The following is a 23,130-nucleotide window of genomic DNA, read 5'->3' as shown; positions in this document are numbered from 1 at the left end:
TTGTTTAAACATGGTTGCATTTCTCCCTAAGGGAACGAATTTGGATCATGTTTTTATCTTTATACGGAAAAAAATCTGTGAAGTTACGAATAGATTATATCCTTCTATATATATGCTACAATTTCAGAGTAGAACAAAAATAATGATAGGGAGGCATAACGTTGAGTATTAGTCTAGTTAAAGGACAGAAGGTAGACCTAACCAAAAATAATCCACACTTATCCGTGCTGAAAGTAGGGCTTGGATGGGACCCTATGAGGGGTAGAAGCATGGATATTGATGCGTCAGCGCTGCTTCTTAATGAGAATGGCAAGCTGACTCAGACGAAAAATCTAGTATATTTCGGAAATAAAAATAGCCCTTGCGGGGCCGTCGTACATAGTGGTGACAACTTGACAGGACATGGTGACGGTGATGATGAAGTCATTACTGTATCCCTTCAACAACTACCACCTGAAGTGCATAGAGTCGTATTTATTGTGAATATATTCCGTTTTTTCAGCTTTGGTAGACGTAAGGATTTCAGTATGGTGAACAATGCTTATATTCGAGTATTGGATGCGTCGCAAGATGAAGAGATTCTCCGATACAATTTGACAGAGGACTATAAAGGGATGTGTAGCATCCGTGTAGGTGAAGTATACCGCTATGGAGGGGAGTGGAAATTCGGTGCTATTGGGGAAGGCAGCATCATTACCTCCCTGAATGAGCTTGTCAAAACGTATGAATAAGTACTTTTGGTGTTAAGGAAAAACCCACGTCTGACGTGGGTTTTTATACTATCTCTTCAACAGCCACCTGATACAGCAGAGAACCTTCACGGAGCAGCAGGCGATCTTTTCTGAAATCCTGTTCATGCGGTTGAAGGAACTTTTGATCGTCATTTAAAAAGCGAATGTGTTGTCCTTTGCTCAAGCTGCCTGGCTTCACATTCTTTTTCAAGACATATTGTCCATTCTTGCCATACCCGCCGTCGAACAAAAAGTGATATCCATCTGTAGCCACCCCGGAACAGCCGGAAATCCTCGGATTCATAAACGTAATATTCGTACGGTCGCTACCGGAAATATGCCCTAATGAAAAGTCTGAATAGTAATAAAACCAGATTTCCTGTTCGCTAACCACGTTCAAAGCATAGCAATCATGAATGTCTGCCGCTTGATTTTCATATATTTTGTGCCCCTCTTTATTCCAGGCGACAAGGCCGGAGGACCCCACAGGCTCATTCCAACCATAATTCCCGAATATACCTTCATCAAAATAACTGGTCCAGATCGTACCTTCTTTTGTAGCCTGAACACTCTGGATACCGTCTCCAAGCAGTAGTTCATTCACAGTACGGCCTTCATAATCAATAATTTTACCATTTAGATCGTATTGATCAGGTCCGTAATAATGGCACCGTGCTCCGACGAGTAACAAATAATCTTGTAGAGGCTGTACATAATGATAGTTGAACTGCTGCCCCTCCAAATACACCTCTTGAATGTGATCGTCTAGAATGAGTACCTTGTAAGTACGTTTCTCTTTAAGAGAGGCAGGCGTGAACATCCCCCGCACTCGTTCTGGGACTTTATCAATGAGCAAAATATACACGCGTCCATCAGGACCAAATTGGGTCGAAACGATCTCAAACCCTTCTATATTATTGGAAATATCGACAAATGAATGAAGCTGTTTATCTAGATGTGACAATGTAGTTCCTCCTCTGAGAGATCAGTAAAGTGAAGTTTTATTTGTATTGGATTTCATTTTGTCATAACGACAAGTAACTGAGGAGGGTGGAAGTATGGCGATATGGGTAGTAATCCCAAGTGATGAGTCATCGGCAAAATATAGTGAACAAAAAAAGCCGGGTTCTGCTTCATAAGAAAAGCAACCCAGCTTGATCTTTATAGATGTTCCCCTTAGAGTGTCTGGCCCTTGTCGGCCTTCTGCCATAAAGCCTCCGTCAGCTCATCAATCGTCTCTTTCATTGCCAGCTTCTCGCGCCAGTGACTCGGGATACTGCTTAGCCCATAATAAGCCCCTGCAATCTGGCCGTACACTGCTCCGGTCGTATCTGCGTCATCTCCCAGATTTACGGCCAGCAGTGCCCCCTCTTCAAATGAAGCCGAATGGTGAAATGCCCACAGCGCAGCCTCAAGGGAACGAATGACATAACCAGTTCCTTGGATTTCAGGCGGCTCCTTATGCTTGTAAGATCCCTGAATGATTTCTTCAATGGCTGCCGAATAAGCTGACTGTTCCTGCTGCCGCCACTTATAGCAGACGTCGGGTGATAACATGGATTCTTTGTCCACTCCCCGCAGACCTGCCACAAGGATTGAAGCAAGCACGGCACAGGCCTCCACACTTTCGACTGCTCCATGGGTGGTGCGCGAGCTCAGCTCGGCGTACATTACAGCTTCTTCCGGGCGGTTCGCATAGGCCATGGCGACAGGTGCAAGCCTCATAATCGAACCATTACCAGCAGTCATGGGGTCAACGGACCCGCTATATGGATCTCCAGTGGCTTCGAAGCGATGCAGTGCTGCTCTCGTCGCACCACCGATATCAAAGCACGTTCCCGTGCTGCTCATATATCCTAGGTGATACCAATTGGTGTAGCGACGCATTTGGTCTGCTGGATCAAAGCTATCCTTTTGCACCATACTCTGCGCCAAACATAACGCCATAGACGTATCGTCCGTCCACTGTCCTGCCTTCAGCCCAAATACACCACCGCCTACAATATCCGTTACAGGTTCGAATGTGCCTGGACTGCTAAATTCTACTGTGGTTCCCAAAGCATCACCTACGGCCAGTCCAGCGAGACATCCCAAAAAACGATCCTTGTTAAGTGCCATTTTGATGTACACTCCTTTGTAATTGTTATAACTAATGCATATATTTCCATATCACTAGGAAGGAAGAATATCCGGTACGCCATTTATTCGTCGTAGCTCAAGGCTGTACAACCGCTATCTGGATTTAATTCAATGAAAATTCCTGCCTCTTGATGGTAAATGAGTGGAAATCGCTCCGTATCTATATATTCGCGCACACCGCTTGAAAGCCGCCATACCTGAAGCGGGACTTCTTTTCCCCATAAGAATAATCGGTCGCCGCAAGCGGTCATATCCGCTTGGGGATATGGGTAAATCCCGTATTCATCAGGCTTGCAGTTTAGAGGCGGGATCGCAGAAAGCACACGTCGGTACCCTGGCTGAGTCATATCGAATAGGACAACCGCCGGTTCCACTCCCTCCTCTCCCCAATCGTCCTCCTCCAGTAAATCGGCATCCATCTGTCCCCATACCGCCAATGTATCAGGTCCTGTCCAGCATATTGGCCCATCCCAATCTATGGTTTGCCAAAGATGGCGAACTGACGGACCATTCTCCGATTCCCATGGGCTCAGCAGCCAATCGGATAGCGACCAAGTTCGAACCACTCCTAAGGGAGCCCATACCCATCCTGTATCCGCAATCCACTTTCCCTCTGGAGAAGCCAGCAGCCTCCCATGAAAATAATCTAGATAATGCTCATCTTTGCTTTCGTTGTTATAAACAGGGCTAGGTCTTGCTGTCAAAAGCCTCCCGGTTTCTACATCCGTCAGATCCAGCCGGTTCCATTCCGTTCCATGAACAAGGATACACATACCGTCTTGATGTACAAATGCCAGGGGAAACATACTTTTATCGGAGTGGTAGTCGTCCCGTGATAATTGCATTTTTTCTTGTGCATGGACTAAATCATACACTGCCGCATGCCGGCCAAAACGATTGGATATGGCTACGTACTTGCCGTCAGGACTGGTCACCATTTGGACAGGTTGCATGGGATTAAAATCAGGAATACAAATACATATGCATAATTCTGCACTACCAGAGCGAAGTTCTAGTCTCCACAGTTCTGCTTGTGTGTTTAGTGCTAGCAGGGTTATGCTGCCCTGAGAGCCACCTTTTACAGGATGAATGGCCGTAAGGCGTCCGATAGACGATGGTAAATCAGGTAAAGAAACGTGAGAGAACGGCATTATTTAACCCCTTTTACTCTGGATAAATCATAAGGTATACCCGCATTTGCGAAGATAGTATTATCGACAAAAAATCCGAGTTCAAGCAATGCAGTCAATATTTTCATAAAAACTCCCGGTTTTTTCTTGCAGAATAATTTAAAATATGTAATTTCGCTAGGATTACTTTTGAGAACAAAATAGGAGTAATTCATCAAGATCAAATGGGAGATGAACTGCTCTGTTGGAGATTGATGCTCATTGATACAGTCGATCAGCACCTCTAATACCCTATTTTTATTAGAGTTATAGGCTTGTATAAATATCGTTGCTTCTGCAAACGACTTGTTGAAATCATCATACGGAAAATCATATACATCATGACTGCCCAAGATGAAGTTGACCAACTGGCCTTGCAAAATTTTTATTTTCCCCAGCGTTGCTCGGGTATCCATATCCATCTTATTTTTGTTAATATGCTCATGCAAAATATCAATTAGAATGTGCAAATCATACTGCTGTCCGTCTTCCATGCTGTACAGTATCTTATTATTTTCAATCGTTAGACGATCATAAATGTCATCTTCTAAACCCAATTCAAATAAGAGAAGGTGAAGAAAAAATAGCCTGTCCTGAGTAAGCGAGAATTCATTTCCTCTCTCTGCTACATGTGAAATCTGATATTGATAATAAACACAACATAAGTTTTTTCTGCAATAAGCAACATCTTTATGTATATCAAACATGTTAAAAATAAGCGCAAGCAATCGAATCAGACGTTCAGCATCCGTTACGCTTAGAATAGGATGATCCATTTTGGTAAATAGCGACCTGTCAAATAAATCATGCCATCGCACTAAAGAAATATGATCCTGCTCATTTATATTCAGAGTTAATATTCTTAAATTTTGCTCTTGATCAGGATAGGAATAAAATAGATCTTCATGATTCAAATCAGAAATGCGCTCATTAAAGTATGCTCTTAATTTGTAATCGTATATTTCAGAAAAAGACATTTCTCTCCTCCTTACACCTTATTTTCGAACTCCTATATTGTAAAATTATTCTGGATCGACTGGCAAGGTAGCATAATTACAGAAACATATGTTCTTCATTTCTATATTATGATATCTTAATGCTAAAAGTAAAACGTGATGTCGCAGGTCATAGCCTACGACTAGAAAGGAATACACACCTATGAAACAGTTAAATGAAGCGCTTACCCGGTTTGTACACCAGCAAAACTTGTATAATGAAGCCTACGGGCTGTTCCAAGACCACGATATCCAGCCCCGTTCAGAGAGTATAACAGATTGCTGGGACAGTCGGATTCCTCTATCTCCTGAGCTTGCGTACATGTATAGCCACTATGAAATGATCGATGCCAAGGCAGCGGGAACACACAAATTAAAAAACGCGGCAGTTGAAGTTGGGGATGCCGCAGTTCTCTTTTTTGTCGCACCAGAACATTTATATCGCCAACAGCTAGGCTATCGCTTCATTACGTCTGGTGAGCTTGTCCAAGAGTCATCTTCGTGGCCATCTCATCATGTCGTAATTGCCACATTTAATGACGATCCACTCATTGTCGATACTAGCGCACCCGATTCTCCTGTATATGCTGCAATTGAAGGTGGGACAGCGCAGCAGGTTGCTGACTCTTTAGCTAACTTCTTTACGGCTCTTTCCATCCTGATTGAAGGTGCCTGTACCTTTAAGGGAGAATTGGTAGATGAAGATACATACGAAACCAAAGCAGCATATATCGAGCACGTAAAACCATTGCTGCATCACTTACTGGGCGAGAACCAAACCACGTATTTGCTGAAATACCTATCCTTCTGTTAGAAATCCTATTTGTTAAAGAGAGGTGGGGCTTTTTATGATCTATATCGCATTACTGCGGGGCATCAATGTCGGCGGCAACAACAAGATCGAGATGAAGAAGCTCAAGCAAACGTTTGAACATGCAGGTATGGGGCATGTGACGACTTACATCAATTCTGGAAATATCATATTTTCCAGTCAGGAGCGGTCCAACCAGGAGCTATCGCTCGTACTGGAACAGGCGATTCTGGAGGATTTTAGCTTACCCATCCGTGTCATCGTCCGTAATATGAAGGAGATTCAGAGCATTATGGAGGCACTGCCGGATGAATGGGCTAATGATACACAGATGAAAAGTGACGTAATGTTTCTGTGGGATGAAATTAACGATATTTCCGTTCTGGACAAGCTTCCTTTGAAACCGGGAATTGGGCATGTCATATATACGACTGGGGCCGTTCTGTTTTCTGTCAGCAAGGAGCAAGTCACCAAAAGCGGGTTAACGAAATTAGTCGGCACCAAGCTGTATCAGCAAATGACGGTGCGGAATGTGAACACAGCACGACAGATTTACAAGCTGATGCAAATGGCTGAACAGGAAGAGTTGCAGGATACGAGCTCTTGACTGGATGACGAAAGCAATCTAGTAGAGTCTGCTCAAAAAGGGAGCCTTCTTACGGCTCCCAACTGTTTTTCTTCGTCCTTCATTTAAATACCCATCACCGTATGGTCCTCGTTAAATTTTAAAGCCTTCGACCAGCTCATTCAGTCGAGCTGCGCTTTCCTTCACCTGATCAGACTGGTGTGCCACATCAAGAGATTTCTCCGTCGATGAAACCATATTCTCTGCAATGTGCTGAGTAGATATAGCAGACTGCTCGCTGGCGGTTGCAATCTCATGGATCGCTCTCACCATGGTTTGGATGGTTTCATTTACCTGCTTAGAGGTGGCGTTCAAATCATTGACTGTGTTCGTATGCTCAACAGCATCAGTGTAATATTGTCCCGCTGTATCCTCAAGCAGCTGATAATCCTTGCCCACCTGGGTTTGCAGGAAGTGCAGTAATTCTTCGGCATTGGTAGTCAGATTTTCTACAGACTGCACAACCTCTTGAGTAACACTCTGAATTTGGTCTACCGCGTGTTTGGAGCCGTCTGCCAACTTACGAATCTCATTAGCTACAACCGCAAACCCTCGACCTGACTCACCGGCACGAGCCGCTTCAATAGATGCATTTAGGGCCAGCAAATTGGTTTGTGCCGTAATTTCCAAGATAGACTGAGAAAGTATACGAATTTGATCTACTGCCTTGGCTCGTTCTAATGCTTCTGTCATCTTTGCATTAGCCTTCTGGTAAATTTCCTTGGCCGCTTTATTGGATTGACTAGCCGCTTGCTTCAACGTTTCGGCCTTTACACTTGTATCATAGGCAGACTGAGCTCTTTCTTGAGTTTTGACTGAGATGTACTCTGCTGCCCGCTGCATTTCATCCGCAGAATGATTCATATTTTCGGTGTATGCTGAATTCTCCTCCATAGCTGCTGACAGCTGTTCGACCGTGGCGGATACATCGCGAATCCGTTCATTGAGATCTGTCATATTCAGATTCGTCTGATCGCTAAGCTGGTTAATTTGGCGCGACTCATTGATCACTCCCGTAATGACCATTGAGGTTGAATCTGTCATTTGCTGAATAGCACGAGCAATGACAGCGATCTCATTATTTCCTTTGAGCAAGGCAGGATCAAGGGCTGCCGTTAAATTGCCTTGGGTAATTTCTTCACAGTATTTCGTAATGGTGCTCATCCGAAAACGAATGTTTTGAATGGCCACAAAGGAGATTGTGATCAGAACAACCAGCACAAGAGCCAGAACCGTGATCAACACAATTGTGCGCATTTTAATCTCATTTTGTGTATTTTGATATAGGTTGGCGGATTGCTCATTGTTATAATCTGAAATGGTAGTCAGCATCGTAACTATGGCCGTACTAGATTTATTAATCCGACCTCTCTCTTCTGTGTCATAAGTTCCAGTATTTTTTTTGACGGCCATGATCTGTTCAATATCCTGAAAATACGTGTCTATACTGCCTCTTAGTTCCTCATACAATTTCTGTTCCTTTGCATCCAATGTCCTTTGTGAAAATTCATTTAGCCCGGTTGTAACACTATCCTTTCCTTTCTGTACCTGCTTATATTGTTTATCTGTATACTCTTTATTGTCGAGTATTTTTGTATAATTGGCCCGCATATTGTAGAAATCACTTTTGACTTCAAGAATATTGGTTTGGTGTTGAAAGCGATCCACATACAAAATACCTTGACCCTCTTTAGCTTGATACATACCGATAACCCCTACCAACGATACAATGAGCAAACCCACCAAGCTGATCACAATCATGGAGATCATCGTTGTCGTAACCTTTACATCTCTAAAACCTTTTCCTTTTTTTGTCCTGTCTGATAGCTTGTTACTCATCCACACCCCTCCAGCTCGTCTATGGTTAATAGTTCACGCTGCTCTCAACTTTCACGAGTACTCCGATCCCCCCTTGATGCTGCCCTCCAAACAACAATATGAAGTAGATTACAAAACGTGATGCTATATATATCGGTAGAAAGCGCTTAAATTTATAAGTCAAATTACAGTACTGCAAAAATAATGAATATTATAACAGGAAAATTTATACATGGACTTGCTACGTAAATCCACAATTTTAGTACTTATAAGCATGGGGAGTTTGGTAAACTAGAGGGGAATGCCTGCATGAAGTGAGGCACATATGCAAATTAAGTTCTAAACACTGGATGATGGGAGAGAACGTATTGTGACAAACATACAAAATCAAAAGCAAGTATATATAATCCATGGTTACACCGCTTCGCCAGCAGATCATTGGTTTCCTTGGTTACAAGACAAATTACAGGAAGATGGGGTTTCGGTAGATATACTAGAAATGCCCAACTCGCAAGCGCCCAAGCTTAATGAGTGGATTGAGTATCTATTGCAAAATATTAAAGTTCTACATAAAGACACCTATTTTATTGGTCATAGCTTGGGATGTGTATCCATATTAAGGTACCTGCAGCAAGTAAATATCTCGGAACCGCTGGGGGGCGCCGTGTTCGTTTCCGGTTTTACTGACCCAGTGCCAAGCCTACCATCATTAGATGAGTTTACAATTGACCATTTGGATGATCAGCAAATTATGGCTTCACTAAAGGCACGTGCAGCTATAGCTTCAAAGGACGATACGATTGTCCCCTTTGCACTTAGTAAGAAACTAGCGGAAGATATGCAGGCTGATTTTCACGAAGTAGATCATGGGGGGCACTTTTTGCAAAGTGACGGTTTTACCACCTTACCGATGGTATATCAAGTGTTACTTGAGATGATGAATGCAAATGAATAGCATGTCAGGAGAGCCTTGTGTCAAAAAAGCAACGCGGATTGAATCCGTAAACCTAGCTACTATTTACTTTTAGCAAACGATAACAAGCCCCGATGATAAGCTATTCCATCGGGGCTTGTTAATTTGCTATGGCCTTCTTTACTTTATTGTTAGGTCTTCAATTTAAAACCCAGTGTGATAATTTCATGCGGCTTTACAGACTGAAGCAACTCATTAGAAGAATCCACTACGATGTCTTCTCCTGGTTGTTCAAGGATATTACTTTTATAAAAATCGTACTGCTGCGGCCCGGGCTTGATAATTAATTCGGCTATACTATTGCTCATATTGTACCAGCGTAGCAGCACATCCCCCGACAGCTCATTCATTTTCATAGAGGAAAAGGCAAGCTCCGTGCTTTGCCAATCAAACGGCGCATAATCTGAAGCAACTGTACCCGCATGAATCCCCGTTTGTTTTACAATCCAAGGAATTTGGTATTGATAGGCTTCTGTATACGCGCCGGACTGAATACCGTCGCCATCATGTGGAATGATTTCCAGACGAGCGGTGTGCTCACCTGGGCACTGCGCTTCCGGCGTCGGGAACCATCCCCAATCCCCCAGCTCGCCAACTGAGCGAAGCAGCGTTATTGCAATCGTGTTACGACCATCACGCATGATTTCATATTCATTCAACCCGAGATTGGCTACGGTCAGACCTTTTTGTTCTCCGCTTACATCCACAAACGCCTGCTGATGCTGTGTGTTGCTTGGGTTTTCCCACTCAGGTGCAGGTTTATTGTCCCGGATTGCAATTTCAAACATCGAGTCCACCCGATGCTCACCGGTTTCTATATCTGTCGGAAACAGAGCACGAAGACGGTGATCCTTGGCCTGGTTGTTAAAGGTGGTTTCCATGGAAACCCCTCTGCTGTTCCTAGATAAAGAAATGACGGTCCGTATCGTCAGCGGAACGGTCTGCCAGGAGCGCTGAGCCTTGCGGTATGGATAATAAACCAGCTCTCGCTGCTCCTGCTCCAGCGTTTCATCCGCAGAGGCCGGGATTCCCCAATGATGGATAATCTCGATGGATGCCAGAAAAGGTGTATCTTCAAGCACACGAATGTCAGCAATCAAATCTTTGGTAGTCAGTGCCTGCTCTCCCTCGGGCTGTCTGAACATATACTCGTTGCCGATATCACCCACATTTTCATATACGCCAAGGTCTTTGTAGCTGCGGCCTGTACGCTTATCTGTCAGGGTAAAAGAGCCGTTATCCGCAATTTCGACGTGAAGTAAATCATTTTCCATACTGCGACTGCCATGAAAAAGGGAAGAGGAGTCCGTCTCGACATTGCTTCTCAGCCAAGCATAGGTTTTTAAGCCTAGCAGGGGCACACGTTCAACCTCAAAGGTAAGGCGAACCCGACGAGACATGTAAGGCTGGCGGAATCGATCATCCGGCAAATCATAACCGAACTGGAGCCCGAGGTCCTCCATCTTGCATGCCACCGGACTTCCTTCACTGTCCACCAGTATACGCCCGGAAAGATCAACGTTCTTCGCTTGATGAGCAGCCTCCTCAGGCGTGTATTCTTCACGGAAGTACAGACGCACCACTTCCAGTTCTGCCGACACTATACCACTGCGCTCCCAGCCTGACGTATTAAAAATCGCGAGTGGCAATGCATCTTCTCCAAAGCGGCTAAAACCCGTCGTATCCACTGCTTGCACAATGACCTCTATGCTTTCATCCACAATGCTCTCGGCTACATGACGGCTCTTATCAAACCGGGTCACCATCTCACGGTGCACCTCGTCCACACTACAACCGCAAATACTGTCATGCGGATGGTTCTGCATCAGTGTTTTCCAGGCATAGGTGAACAAATGGTGAGGATAAGCCTGCCCCAGCAGATGTGCGATGGTCGCAAGCGGCTCTGCCACTTTTTCCAGCATCACTTGTCCCAACTGGTTCATCTGTTTCAAATACACCCGGGCAGAAGCCGTATTCACCAGCGTTCCCCAGCCATCCGTGCGCTGACTGCGAAGCTCTCCCTTCACGGACGAGAGTTGCCTTTGGGAAGTCCGTTTCAGAGAAGTCAGATAATCGTTGAAATTGGAATGAACAAATTTGATATCCGGATAAAGCTTCTGTGCCGTACGGATTGCTTCCGGTAAATCAAGCTGTAAAGGCTGATGATCGCAACCGTTCATGAACAGCAGCTCGCCCGTTGAAGCATATTTTTGCGCATCATCCAGTTTACGCTTCCAATACATTTTGGCTTCCGCCTCATCTATAGGAACCTCATTGCCGTTGGAATACCAGTTGGCGAATAAAATACCGAGTACCTCTGATCCGTCTGGCCCCGTCCATAACAGTTCCGAAAAGGAAGACTCGTAGCCTCTATCCGACACCGTATTGTTAAACCCTGTCGGCTTTACGCCCCTTCCAAAGAAAACATTCGTAATTCCCGACTGCTGCATGAACTGCGGAGTCTGCCCAACCAGACCAAACGTATCGGGGAAGTATCCGATCTTGGACGGACTGCCGTAACGCTCACAATCGCGGTGCCCAATCTGCATATTGCGTATATTGGCTTCGCCGCTGGTCAGAAAAGCATCCTGCAAAATGTACCAGGGTCCGATAAAAATACGACCATTGCGAATGTGCTGCTCCAAACGTTCCTTATGCTCGGGCCGAACCTGTAGATAATCCAACAGAATGATCGTCTGCCCGTCCAGATAAAAACTTTTATAATCCGGGTCCTGCTCCAGCTTATCCAGCAGAGAATCTATCAGGCTAATCAGGCGCATATGGTGCTTCTCATAAGGCAAATACCACTCCCGATCCCAGTGGGTATGCGAAATAATATGTGCTGTCGTCTTGCTGCCCGTGTATGTGTCTACTTCACTGCTTATCGCTTGATTGTTGATTGATTCATCCCTTTGCTCGCTCATCGCATATCTCCTCACCGTATGTCTTGACCTGCCATTGTTCACTGTATCACTTCAATCGTCACGTCCTCGGGACGATATACTGCTAGCAACTGACCTTCTCGACCCACAGCAAACAAGATAGAGCGGCTCCTTGGCAACAGAAAAGCGTAGGATAATCCAGTCTCCTTATCCCGAACACGCACTTGGGTATCCCGGGAAAACTCCGATACGAAAATATATAGGCCCCCATTCTTGAAATTCAGCTTACGTCCATATAGCCCCGGCTGATCGCCACCGTCTATCCATTCCAGCTCTCGCTCCACCCCGGCAGCAGTGAGGGCGTAGCGATATAGCTCAGCAATCGGCTCATCCCTACCATTCAACTCGAGTGGAAGCGGACTCCAGATCAAGCGCCCCTTGCCAAGCGGCAGGTTCACGACTTCATCACCCATCGCTCCATCCGCTTCCGGTGACAGTTGTTCCTCCTTAGCGACCTCAGCAATTCGCCGCTGTCCGAATGAGACAGGGAAGGTTTGACCCTCCAGACTCAGTACTTCCTCCCGTTGGACGTTCCCCAGCGTACGCTGCCCAATAATGGCATCAACCCGTTCGGTCATTTTCCAGTAAGGATCAAGCCCCAGTGGTCCGGTGACTAGTAGCGTCACACCGAAGACTCGCACCATGTCCAAAAGATGCTCCAGCGATGTACTATCGAAATTGTGCGCGCTGGGGATCATAATCAGTTTCGGTAACTGCCGCTTGAGCGAGTCCAGATGATACTCGGAGACGGCACGGAACGGCTGCTTAAGATTATAGGACATCACCCGGGTAAGCCGTGTCGTGGCATCAAAGGCAAGTGACCGGTTGGAGAAATCATTGGAATACGGGAATGCAACAGCCGTTTCCTCCAGCTTCCGGTCTGTAAACAGATCGCGAATATCACTCATAAAACGCCCAAAATCGTAAGATACCTCTGCTTCTGGCTTCTCGGTCCCATCCGCACGTAACGCACCGATGTGCGATTCATTGGCATTATCCATATAAAAGTTCGTATTCCAGATCCAATGAATCGCACCCGCTCCGCCAGTCGAAAAGGCATACGCATACTTGCGCTCCAGCATGTCGCGCAGCTCCTCCTCCGAACGCTTGGCTCGACCATCCGGCGTCTCAACATACATGATCCCGGTTTCCTGCACGAGATTCGGTTTGTCTGGTGTTTTGGCAAAAATACCGTCCCACACCAAATGATCATTCAGCCACCATGAATGCACCGTCGTATAATCCACCACAGCCTCATAAAAAAACGGAGACGGCCGTTGCGCGCCCAGTGCCTCGTCCTGACCTACAGTTACCAAATGTCCGGGACAAAGCTCCCGAATCGTAGTCGCCAATTGCTCGGCCCACAGATTGTGCATTTCCATCGAAAATAGACAGTAATCCAGCCATTTGGCTCCCTTTTTGGCCTGATGCATATCCTGAACGCCGAAGTTGATCTCCTCCGGCTCGGGGATTGTGGCAGAAGCAAAACAGGAAAGCTGCTGTGGCGTCATATTCCAGGCTTCCTGCAAAGCTTCAATGCTGCCATGGCGTTGCTCCAGCCATGTGCTGAACGCCGCCTGTTCCCATGAGTCCCTCGCAGAGCGTGGACCGTCTGCGAAAATACGCGACGGATCAAACATGGAAGGCTCGTTTATCAGATCCCAATCCACATGGGTTGTAGCCGTGTGCCGACTGACAATACTGCGAATGAATCGCTTTTGTGCTTCCACGCTTTGCGGATCAAGATAAGGGTTAACCCCTTCCCACGTTTCCGGTGTAAAAGAAAAGAACGTGAACGTCACCTGCAAGCCATGCCTTTTGGCTGTCAGCAGAAAAGCATCAATCGCGCGAAGTACCTCTTCCGAGGCGTGCCCGTCTATCTGCATCATGTTGCGATAAGCCGTCCATACCCCTGTACGAATCCAGTTGATGCCCGCTTTGGCCATCTGGGCCATATCCCGATCCCAAATTGCTGCATTGGGCAAAAACAAAAATTTCCGTGCCACATCTGAGGTCATATAGGTCATGCCAACAACAGGTAACGGACGCCCGTCCTTTATAAAATAATCCCGACTACGCATAATGATCTGTCCTTCAGCCAGCAGTTCGGCATCCTGCCCCCAAAAGCCCTGTCGCAATATACGTACTTCACCATCCGATGATTCAGCTCGGCAAATGACCCGATATAAACCGCTTAGAATGGAAAAGCCAAGGGGAATACGTACAAAGTTCTGTTCTTTGCTAACCTCAATCTGCAAGCGATTGCTCCATACCTGCTGATTGTACTCATCCAATATTTGCTCCACCGTCAGGTCAAAGCTCCATACCTCGTGATTTCTGGGCGTGACTCCTTCTCGCTGCAATCTCTGGGTTTGAAGTGTCAGTATGGCTCGTTCCCCGGACTCATAAGCAGCATAGTTCGGCTTGATAGATAGCTCCGTCATCCCCTTGGCGCAAAAACGTGCCCATTGGGCAAGCAGTTGCTCACCATCCTGTTCCCAAAAGGAAGCTATCAACGGCACATGGATAAACATCCAGCGTGCGCCAGCAAACAAACCTCGGGCATGCTCCCATAGCACCACCGGGGCAGCGATATCCCGTCCGTCTGCACCGACACCTTTTAGCAAAGGATAAATTTGCGTATTCATCGGCCCGGCAGAGCCCATCTGGTGTGGCAGATCGCTGCTTTTGGTCGTATGTGGAACGAGATTACACGTATCTGTCACCTCAAACAGCGACTCCTGACCATACAGTACAGGAATATCCTCTGATGCGACCAGCGAAGCTACCTTCGACGCATCCACTCGCAGCACCTCATGAATATGCAGCTCCTGATGATACGCAGTCTGTTCAGTCTCAATTATCCAGTCTCCATGCTCATCAGCAGGATTGCGTACCGGATGCTTAAAGGGTGCTCCCCCGACGTTAAGCAGCCCTCCTCCCCTATGGAGAAATGCCACGATTTCAGTCCAGGCAGACTTGGGGAAATACGGCGCATGCAGATTGACAAAGCAACCGTTGTCCATATGCTTTAGCGTTTCAGCCAGTTCATCGGCTCCTACGACCACCACCTCTGCAACTCCCTGAAATGCCTCATCTGGCAACAGGCTCCCTATAGTGGGAAAGCCTTGCTCACTGAAAACAACGATGGATGGGTTTACTATGATTCCATTCATAACAAGCCATCCTTCATAGCCTTATACACAAGCTGGGCAAACAAACTGTTAGACCAAGCGAACCATTTTCGCGTATAAACCGTAGGATCCTCGGCATGAAAACCTTCATGCATGTAGCCAGTGTCCCCATCTGTTGCTTCCAGCATCTGGATCATCTCCAGCTTTTCTTCTGCGGTCCGGGCCGTTAATCCTTGCATAGACAGAGCCATATGCCAGATGTAACCTGGCAGCGTGTGCGGACTTCCGATGCCTTTAGCCGCCTTGCCCTCAAAGTAAAACGGATTCTCCTGACTTAAAGCGAAGCGTCTCGTATTTTGATAGATAGGATCGTCCGCCGTCGTATAGCCCAAATACGGAATGGACATCAATCCCGGCGTACCTGCGTCGTCCATCAGGCAGTAGTTGCCAAATCCGTCTGTTTCATAAGCATATATAGGCCCAAATACCGGATGGCGGTAAATGCCGTACAAGCGGATACCGTGCTCCACCTCAGCCTCCAGCTCCTTCAGCTCGTTCAGAAAGTCCATATCACGGAATACCCACTCCGCAAACTCCTGCATCTGCCGCAAAGCAACCACTGCAAACATATTGCCGGGTATATTGTAGTGAAAATCGCAAGCATCATCACTGGAACGGAAGCCCGACCAAATCATCCCTGTATAATTTACAGGCATACCGAGTCCCTGATTGCGCAAGGAATCTGTGGGAATGCCGTTATTACGCGTAAACCGATACGCAGATTGCTCTTGGTGACGCTGCTCCGTTTTGAACACATCCACTATTTTGCGCAGAGCCGACTTGAATTTTGAATCAAAAATATCGGTAAGCTCCGTTTCCTTCCAGTACATATAAGCTAGCCGAATGACAAAGCACAGCGAGTCGATTTCAAATTTTCTTTCCCACACCCATGGTGACATCTCCGTCTCATCAGTCGCATTCCAGTGCCAGTCATTCGCTGTCTCATTGAACGCATTCGCATACGGGTCTATGAGGACATAATGAATATGGCGCTTGATCAGCCCCCCAATGATGCGCTGTAAATCAGCATCCTCCCTGGCTAACGGCACATAATGAATGACCTGCTCTACAGAATCCCGCAACCAAAGAGCTGGAATATCCCCTGTAATGAGAAACGTTGTCCCATCATCCATTAGCTTGGTCGTCGTCTCCAGTGAATTTGGAAAACAGTTCTTAAACAGCTTCAGCAGCTTCGGCCTGTGAGCCAGTGCTTGCTCTGCTTCCTTAAGTACGTCCTGAACAGCCTGCGGCAAGTCAAGGTCGGGCATTGGTATTTTGGGAAGTCTGAATTGTTCCAATAGCTTTTTCGCTCCTTTATCTGACGGGAAACACCCGTGCGGTTATAGTCTTTCTAATCCAGCATATCTATTGCAAACGTATCGTTTTAATTTCATAAGGTGTAAAAGACAGCGTAAGACATCCACCTTCCAGCTCAAGCAGCTGCACAGGTTCCTCCAGCGCATTCGACACGTAGGCTGCGTTGAACGTGTAAGGCCAGGTCAGCTTGATCGTTTCCCTTCCCCCGGAAGATTCGTACAAACGAAGAATCGTCCCCAGCCCATCTTCGGCCGGCTTGATCGTATCCAGCACAACGTGACGGCTATCAAAATTAATGAACGATCCGCTGCTCGGCAGCACTCCGCTATTGTGCTTTTGCTGCTGCACAACAGGCATATCTTGGTTCAGCTCAGCCGCATGACGCAAAGTATGCGCGCTGCGCCAATCTCCAACATGCGGATAAAGCGAATACGCAAAATCGTGCTCGCCCAGATCGGCATCTTTATCCGGCCATTTGGGTGCTCGTAGCAGAGACAGACGGATGGTACTGTCTTGAATGTCGTAGCCATATTTGCAATCATTGAGCAGACTCACGCCATATCCGTGCTCGGAAACATCCGCAAATCGGTGTCCACATACTTCATACTGCGCCTGCTCCCAGCTCGTATTCCGATGGGTCGGCCGTTCCAAGGCACCGAACGGAATTTCATAAGTCGCCTTGTCCGTAACCACATCTATAGGAAAGCCTACCTTTAGCAGCTTGTGCGCTTCATTCCAGCTCACATGCGTTTTGAAATCAATTCGCCGCTCATGATGATAAAAGATTACATCCTGTGTCATTTCAGATTGATGGATTCGCCATCGGAAGCGCAGCACATCCTTCGTTTTTCCCTGAAGCACTACTTGTTTTTCCAGCAACTCGGCTTCTCCTGCTACCTGTTCCTCATAGCGGTCATCCAAATCCCAGGCATCCCACAGCGTCGGACGGTCATGGAAAAAATAAAAACGGTTTGCCCGTTCCCCTTGCTTCAAAATTTCACGGTTTGCCGCTTTATCCAGCAAACGAATCATTTCGCCCCGCTCGTTAAATTGCACCTTATAAAAGGCCGTCTCCCACATATCCCCCAGCGATCCAGATATCACAGCGATCTCGGGCTCCTCACCTGCTTGAGCCTGTTCTCGCTCCAACCAAATCGTTTTGTAGCCTAGTGCAGGAATATCCGGAATACGCACTGAAATGCCGCCTTCCTCCACATCGGTGTCCAGCCGCTCGGCTTCATCATTAGCGTAGTGGTAGGCATACCATCCCTGTGCCGATTCCGTAGCAATATGAATCACAGCATTACGGATCCAGCCCAGGCTGTTAAACACCAGATACGGTGTTCCTGCCCTCGATCCTTCCGTGTTCACTTGAGCCGCCAGCGTCGTAATTCCCTGTTGAAGCCCGACATGTCCCCATTCGAAAATTTGCTGATACTCCTTATCCGAAGTGCCGTACACCTCGGTAATCGCCGAGCCAGGGATAATATCGTGGAACTGATTCAACAAAATCAGCTTCCAGCCCTCATGCAATGCCGAACAGATATCCTCCACCTGCTCCGGCTCCAGCTGTGGTAATGCCAGCGTGCTCCACAGTTCTGCCTCGCGGTAGACTCCCTCCGCTTTCCGGTTATTGCGTTTGTTGCGGGCGTGGGTCGTGTAGGTTCCTCGGTGCAACTCAAGGTACAAATCACCATGCCATTTGGGAAGCTTCGGATGTGCCTGATCTATGCCTGCGAAAAACTGTCCAGCCGTGCTGAACCGACTCGCAGGCAGTCCCACCATTAGCGGAGAACGCTCTATATATTCCAGCATTTCACGCGTAACTCCACCGCCGCCGTCTCCATGCCCATAGAGCAGCATGTGCTCAGGATGAGCCGATTTTTCACGATAGGACTGCCAGTGGTCATGAATGTCCTGAGGCCGTGTATGTTCATTCACGCCATGATTGAGGTAGGACAACATCGAAGTCCCATCGATGCCCACCCAGTGGAACAAATCATAAGGAAACACATTCGTATCATTCCAGCCAAGCTTGGTCGTCATAAAATAGTCCATCTTCCCATGCTTTAAAATCTGCGGCAGGGACGCACAGTAGCCAAACGTATCCGGCAGCCATTCGATATGAGAGGTTTGGCCAAATTCCTGTTGGTAAAAACGCTGACCATACAGCATTTGGCGGATGAGTGATTCGCCACTGGGTAGGTTCAGATCAGGCTCTACCCACATACCCCCGACCAGCTCCCACCGTCCTTCGGCGACTCTTGCTTTGATCCGTTCATACAGCTCTGGATCATTTTCCTTTACAAAAGAGAACAGCAGCGGCTGGCTCTGTGCATATTGGTAGGCCGGGTATTCATCCATCAGCGCATCCACCGTTGAGAAGGTTCGGCTTGTTTTCCGTACGGTCTCGCGCATCGGCCACAGCCAGGCAATATCGATGTGCGATTGTCCTACCATGTGTTCCAAAGCTTGCGCATTTCCGCCGATCTCCTGAACCTGACGAATCAGCTCCTTTTCTATGGCTGAGATCGCTCCTCCTGCTCGAATAGCGTCTTCCTTCAAATTCGCAAAGCAATCCATCACCTCATACAGGGCTTTCAGCAAGCGTATGCTACGGATGTCGCCCTCCGGCAGCAGTACAGCGGCTTCGCTAACAACGGTAACGGTATACATGAGGCTTTGCACGGGCTTATTGGGCCGTACAAGATAGCTTGTAATAGAAGAAATCGGAGGTTGAATGACAGCCTGCCGATTAAGCGGATCTACGGGCTCTGGTACCGGATCAAACAGCTCAATCTCCAGCTCAGGGGAAGACCCGATGAGCTCTGGATTTAGCGTGACATAGGTATGATTGCGATCAAGCCCGTGATAGGAAGCACCATTGACTCGCAGCAATCCTTCTCCCCCGGACTCAAACACCAATCCAAAAGGCTCTCTCAACCACGCTGTCGGGACATCCAGCTGCGTTCGAAAAAAATAAGTCGTCCCCTGACTGCTGGGGAATCGCTTGAGGTCCAGTCCTTCCGTTAAAGGCTCGGCGCCTTCGTATTGACCTGGTGCCAGGTAAGTGGAGCGTGTGATGTTCCAGCTCCGCAAATCCAGCTTCTCCAGCCATTGGCATTCCGACAATTCCCGAATCAGGCGTTTGATACGCTCCATTATTCATCCTCCCGTACGATCAACTCGACACACAGGGTATCTTTGGAGTGCCTGCCTACTTGAATTGAAAATCGCCCAGCCTCAACGATTGGCTGTAGATCACGCCCTATATATTGCAGCTGGTCGGAGCCTACTACAAACTCCACCGTTCGTGTTTCTCCCGGCTGTAATACAAGCTTGCAAAAGCCCTTGAGCTCCCTGATTGGACGGGTCACCGAGCTCACCGCGTCCGAAATATATAACTGAGCTACTTCAGCCCCTTCCCGGTCGCCCGTGTTGGTTACATCGACTGTAACCGTAACGGATTCGCCCACTCGGATTGAACTGGCGCTTAATGTAAGCCTTTCATAGCTAAACGTCGTGTAGCTAAGGCCGTAGCCAAACGGATAGCGCGGCTCGACATCGTCTTCCAGATACCGCTTGCCCCGGGAACGCTTGCCATTGTAATATACCGGCAACTGCCCCACTTGTTTAGGGATGGAAAGAGTTAAACGTCCCGAAGGGTTCACATCCCCAAATAAAATATCTGCGATTGCATGCCCTCCCTCCTGACCGGGATACCATGCTTCCACAATGGCATATGCGTGCTCCTCCACCCATGGCTCAGCAATCGGTCGCCCGTTCATATAAACGACGACAAGCTCCTTCCCCAGCCTGTAGACTTCCTGCATGAGTTGAAGCTGTACGCCTGCAAGCCCCAACGTCATCCGGTCAATGCCTTCGCCGCATTCCATGTCGTTCCAATCGTGATCCGATACCTTCGAGGCGCCGGTTTTCAGGTCAATCGTCCCTTCCCCGAAATCGCGGGCGCTGGACCCTCCAACCACCATCACCACGGTATCGGCCTCAGCCGCACATGCCAGTGCATTATCAAAGCCTTCCCGTGACTCTCCCTTAATCCGGCAGCCAGGTGCATACAGAACGCCTGAATGATCCTTGCCCAGTTTGTCACGGATACCATCAAGCACAGTGACCACACGGGATCTCTGCTGCGGTGATGTATAATCGCCCAGTTGGTTGTAGATCTGATCTGCATTCGGGCCGATGACCGCAATACGCTTGGAGGTTTTCGGCAGGGGAAGCGTGCTATTGACGTTTTTAAGTAGCACGATCCCTTCGGTCCCAAGCTGACGAGCCAACCGAATATGCTCCGCCTGACCAATTACCTGCTCCGCTCGTTCTGCATTCACATACGGTTTGTCAAACAGACCGAGCCTGTATTTTAACGTGAGCACCCTGCGAACCGCCCGATCCAGCACGCTCGTCTCCAGCTTGCCAGCCTGAACCGCCTCGACCAGATGACTGCCGAACATTTCCCCGGACATTTCCATATCAATTCCTGCGCGAATTGCCTGCACAGCGGCATCCAATCCATTTTCGGCCACATCATGTCCGCTCGCTAACATTTCAATCGCGCCACAATCTGTGATGATCAGACCGTCAAATCCCCACGCCTGACGAAGAGTATCGTCCAATAGCTCAGTATTCACTGTACACGGGACCCCGTCGATTTCGTTATAGGCTGGCATAACAGATTGCGCCCCTGCTTCCACCGCTTTTTGGAATGGATACAGATCGACCTCCAAAAGCTCGCGCCAGCCCATATGCACAGGTCCGGCATTACGTCCGCCTTCCGAGCTGCCATAGCCTGCAAAATGCTTTAATGTGGTAGCTACGCTATGTTCGCTGAATAAGCTTTCCCCCTGAAGCCCCTCCACTGCGGCAACAGCAAATTCGCCGATGAGATAAGGGTCTTCGCCAAAGCATTCCTCCGTGCGTCCCCAGCGCGGATCACGCACAACATCAAGCACGGGCGAATACGTGATAGCCCCGCCCTGAGCACGGGTTTCACTCGCAACCGCACGGCACATATCGCGGTATAGATCGACATTCCATGTGCTGCCAATGGACAGCGGAACCGGAAACACAGTGCCGTCAATCGCCATATGCCCATGAGAGCATTCCTCACCGATCAGTATCGGGATACCCAGCCGGGAATGCTCTATCGCATAGCGTTGGATCATATTCACAGCCTCCGCCCCTTGTTTGGCAGATAAGCCATTCTCCAAGGTCACTCCGGTCCACGGATCAGCGCGAAGTACCCCGTATAAGGAGCCGACTCCTCCATTTTGTACCTGCTGCTTGAAATCATGATGTAGGGACAATTCCCCGTCTATGTGCTTATACACTTGCCAGCCAAAGGGCTGCACAAGCTGCCCCACCTTTTCTTCTAACGTCATCAAACCGATTAAGTGCTTAACCCGTTCTTCGATCGGTTTGCTTTTGTCTTTATAAATCAACACGTTCATGTCACTCCTTCCCTGTTATTCCTTCACAGCCCCAACCGTAAGTCCCTGCACAAAGTAACGCTGGAAAAAAGGATAAGCGAATATAATAGGCAGCGTCGCCAGCACCACCATCGCCATCCGCGAGGTATCCTGCGGAATGGATTGAAGTGCAGCCAGGCTCATAGAGCTGTTTTGCGAATTTTGCTGGATGAACTGAATGCTGGATTCAATCCGCATCAACATAGACTGAAGCGGTACCAGATTGGGATTGTCAATATACAACAGGGCATTAAACCAGTCATTCCAGTAACCAAGCGTGCTAAATAAGCCAATGGTGGCAAGTCCAGGCAGAGAGAGTGGAAGCACGATTTTTAAAAAGGTGTAAAACTCGCCTGCCCCATCTATTTTGGCTGATTCGACAATGGCATCAGGCACGCTGGTGCTATAAAATGTGCGCAGGATCATAATATAAAAGGCATTCATGGCAAGCGGCAAAATCAAAGCCCAAATCGTATCCTTAAGCCCGAGCAATTGGGAAACGACCATATAGGTCGGGATCATTCCACCATTAAAGAGCATGGTTAAAATCGCAAAAATGGAAAAGAATCTCCGGTAACGGAAGCTCTTTCGTGAAATGGCGTACGCATATAACGAAATAAGGATGAGACTGATCACCGTACCGATGACCGTTACAGCAATCGTCACCCCATAGGAGCGCAGTAGCGTATCACTGGTACGAAATATGAAGCGGTAGGCTTTCAGACTCCATTGAGCCGGGAGCAAACGATATCCGTCCCGCGCCAGCGTTTTCTCATCGGTTAGGGAAATAATGACGACAAACAAAAACGGAAACACACATAGGAACGCGAACATCCCTGCTATCCCATTCAGAACAACATTCCAGCCCCGTGAAATATGATGGAAATCTCGTTTTTTTCTTTTTTTTCCAGAAGCCATAGTCCACAC

Annotated in this window: 15 protein-coding genes; 4 read left to right on the top strand and 11 right to left on the bottom strand. The window is 47.7% G+C overall.

Going from position 1 to position 23,130, the window contains the following annotated elements; genetic code table 11:
• Positions 1-161 precede the first annotated feature (161 nt).
• Positions 162-731, top strand: a complete 570-nt coding sequence (locus ACXHJ1_RS14685) for a TerD family protein (protein ID WP_457904849.1) — start codon at positions 162-164, stop codon at positions 729-731.
• Positions 732-774: 43 nt separating this feature from the next.
• Here ACXHJ1_RS14685 and ACXHJ1_RS14680 read toward each other — a convergent pair whose 3' ends face one another.
• The 4 genes from ACXHJ1_RS14680 to ACXHJ1_RS14665 all read right to left on the bottom strand — a co-directional run bounded on the left by ACXHJ1_RS14680 (position 775) and on the right by ACXHJ1_RS14665 (position 5,016).
• Positions 775-1,695, bottom strand: a complete 921-nt coding sequence (locus ACXHJ1_RS14680) for a hypothetical protein (protein WP_457904848.1) — start codon at positions 1,693-1,695, stop codon at positions 775-777.
• Between the two features lie 212 nt (positions 1,696-1,907).
• Positions 1,908-2,849, bottom strand: coding sequence for an ADP-ribosylglycohydrolase family protein (locus ACXHJ1_RS14675; RefSeq protein ID WP_457904847.1), 942 nt, complete (start codon positions 2,847-2,849; stop codon positions 1,908-1,910).
• An 83-nt stretch (positions 2,850-2,932) separates the two neighbouring features.
• Positions 2,933-4,021, bottom strand: a complete 1,089-nt coding sequence (locus ACXHJ1_RS14670) for a hypothetical protein (protein WP_457904846.1) — start codon at positions 4,019-4,021, stop codon at positions 2,933-2,935.
• Positions 4,021-5,016, bottom strand: a complete 996-nt coding sequence (locus tag ACXHJ1_RS14665; protein WP_457904845.1) for a hypothetical protein — start codon at positions 5,014-5,016, stop codon at positions 4,021-4,023. Before ACXHJ1_RS14665 ends, ACXHJ1_RS14670 begins: the two co-directional genes overlap by 1 nt.
• A 181-nt stretch (positions 5,017-5,197) precedes the next feature.
• On the opposite strand from ACXHJ1_RS14665, the gene ACXHJ1_RS14660 reads away from it, so the two are divergent.
• Entirely contained in the window at positions 5,198-5,848 is a 651-nt protein-coding gene (locus ACXHJ1_RS14660; RefSeq protein ID WP_457904844.1) for a hypothetical protein, read from the top strand.
• Positions 5,849-5,882: 34 nt separating this feature from the next.
• Positions 5,883-6,452: a DUF1697 domain-containing protein gene (locus tag ACXHJ1_RS14655; RefSeq protein WP_457904843.1), complete on the top strand. Its 570-nt coding sequence runs from the start codon at positions 5,883-5,885 to the stop codon at positions 6,450-6,452.
• A 111-nt stretch (positions 6,453-6,563) separates the two neighbouring features.
• Here ACXHJ1_RS14655 and ACXHJ1_RS14650 read toward each other — a convergent pair whose 3' ends face one another.
• Entirely contained in the window at positions 6,564-8,309 is a 1,746-nt protein-coding gene (locus ACXHJ1_RS14650) for a methyl-accepting chemotaxis protein (RefSeq protein ID WP_457904842.1), read from the bottom strand.
• 349 nt (positions 8,310-8,658) lie between these two features.
• Here ACXHJ1_RS14650 and ACXHJ1_RS14645 point away from each other — a divergent pair, with 349 nt between their 5' ends.
• On the top strand, positions 8,659-9,243 hold the full coding sequence (locus tag ACXHJ1_RS14645) for an RBBP9/YdeN family alpha/beta hydrolase (protein ID WP_025365474.1): 585 nt from the start codon (positions 8,659-8,661) through the stop codon (positions 9,241-9,243).
• Positions 9,244-9,392: 149 nt separating this feature from the next.
• Here ACXHJ1_RS14645 and ACXHJ1_RS14640 read toward each other — a convergent pair whose 3' ends face one another.
• The 6 genes from ACXHJ1_RS14640 to ACXHJ1_RS14615 form a co-directional block, all read right to left on the bottom strand.
• Entirely contained in the window at positions 9,393-12,185 is a 2,793-nt protein-coding gene (locus ACXHJ1_RS14640; RefSeq protein WP_457904841.1) for an alpha-mannosidase, read from the bottom strand.
• Between the two features lie 38 nt (positions 12,186-12,223).
• Positions 12,224-15,379, bottom strand: a complete 3,156-nt coding sequence (locus tag ACXHJ1_RS14635) for a beta-galactosidase (RefSeq protein WP_457904840.1) — start codon at positions 15,377-15,379, stop codon at positions 12,224-12,226.
• A complete protein-coding gene (locus ACXHJ1_RS14630; protein WP_123797469.1) occupies positions 15,376-16,695 on the bottom strand; it encodes a glycoside hydrolase family 125 protein in 1,320 nt (439 codons plus the stop codon). The genes ACXHJ1_RS14635 and ACXHJ1_RS14630 overlap by 4 nt, the downstream gene beginning before the upstream one ends.
• 67 nt (positions 16,696-16,762) lie before the next feature.
• Positions 16,763-19,876, bottom strand: a complete 3,114-nt coding sequence (locus ACXHJ1_RS14625) for an alpha-mannosidase (RefSeq protein ID WP_430209996.1) — start codon at positions 19,874-19,876, stop codon at positions 16,763-16,765.
• The gene (locus ACXHJ1_RS14620) at positions 19,876-22,185 is read right to left on the bottom strand and encodes a glycoside hydrolase family 3 N-terminal domain-containing protein (protein ID WP_457904839.1); all 2,310 of its coding nucleotides are present in this window, start codon (positions 22,183-22,185) and stop codon (positions 19,876-19,878) included. The genes ACXHJ1_RS14625 and ACXHJ1_RS14620 overlap by 1 nt, the downstream gene beginning before the upstream one ends.
• A gap of 15 nt (positions 22,186-22,200) precedes the next feature.
• Positions 22,201-23,121, bottom strand: a complete 921-nt coding sequence (locus ACXHJ1_RS14615; protein WP_457904838.1) for a carbohydrate ABC transporter permease — start codon at positions 23,119-23,121, stop codon at positions 22,201-22,203.
• Positions 23,122-23,130: the final 9 nt, after the last annotated feature.

This window comes from Paenibacillus sp. ALE2, assembly GCF_054113385.1.
The sequence above is the reverse complement of the archived record's forward strand: the minus strand, read 5'-3'. Positions and strand labels throughout refer to the sequence as shown.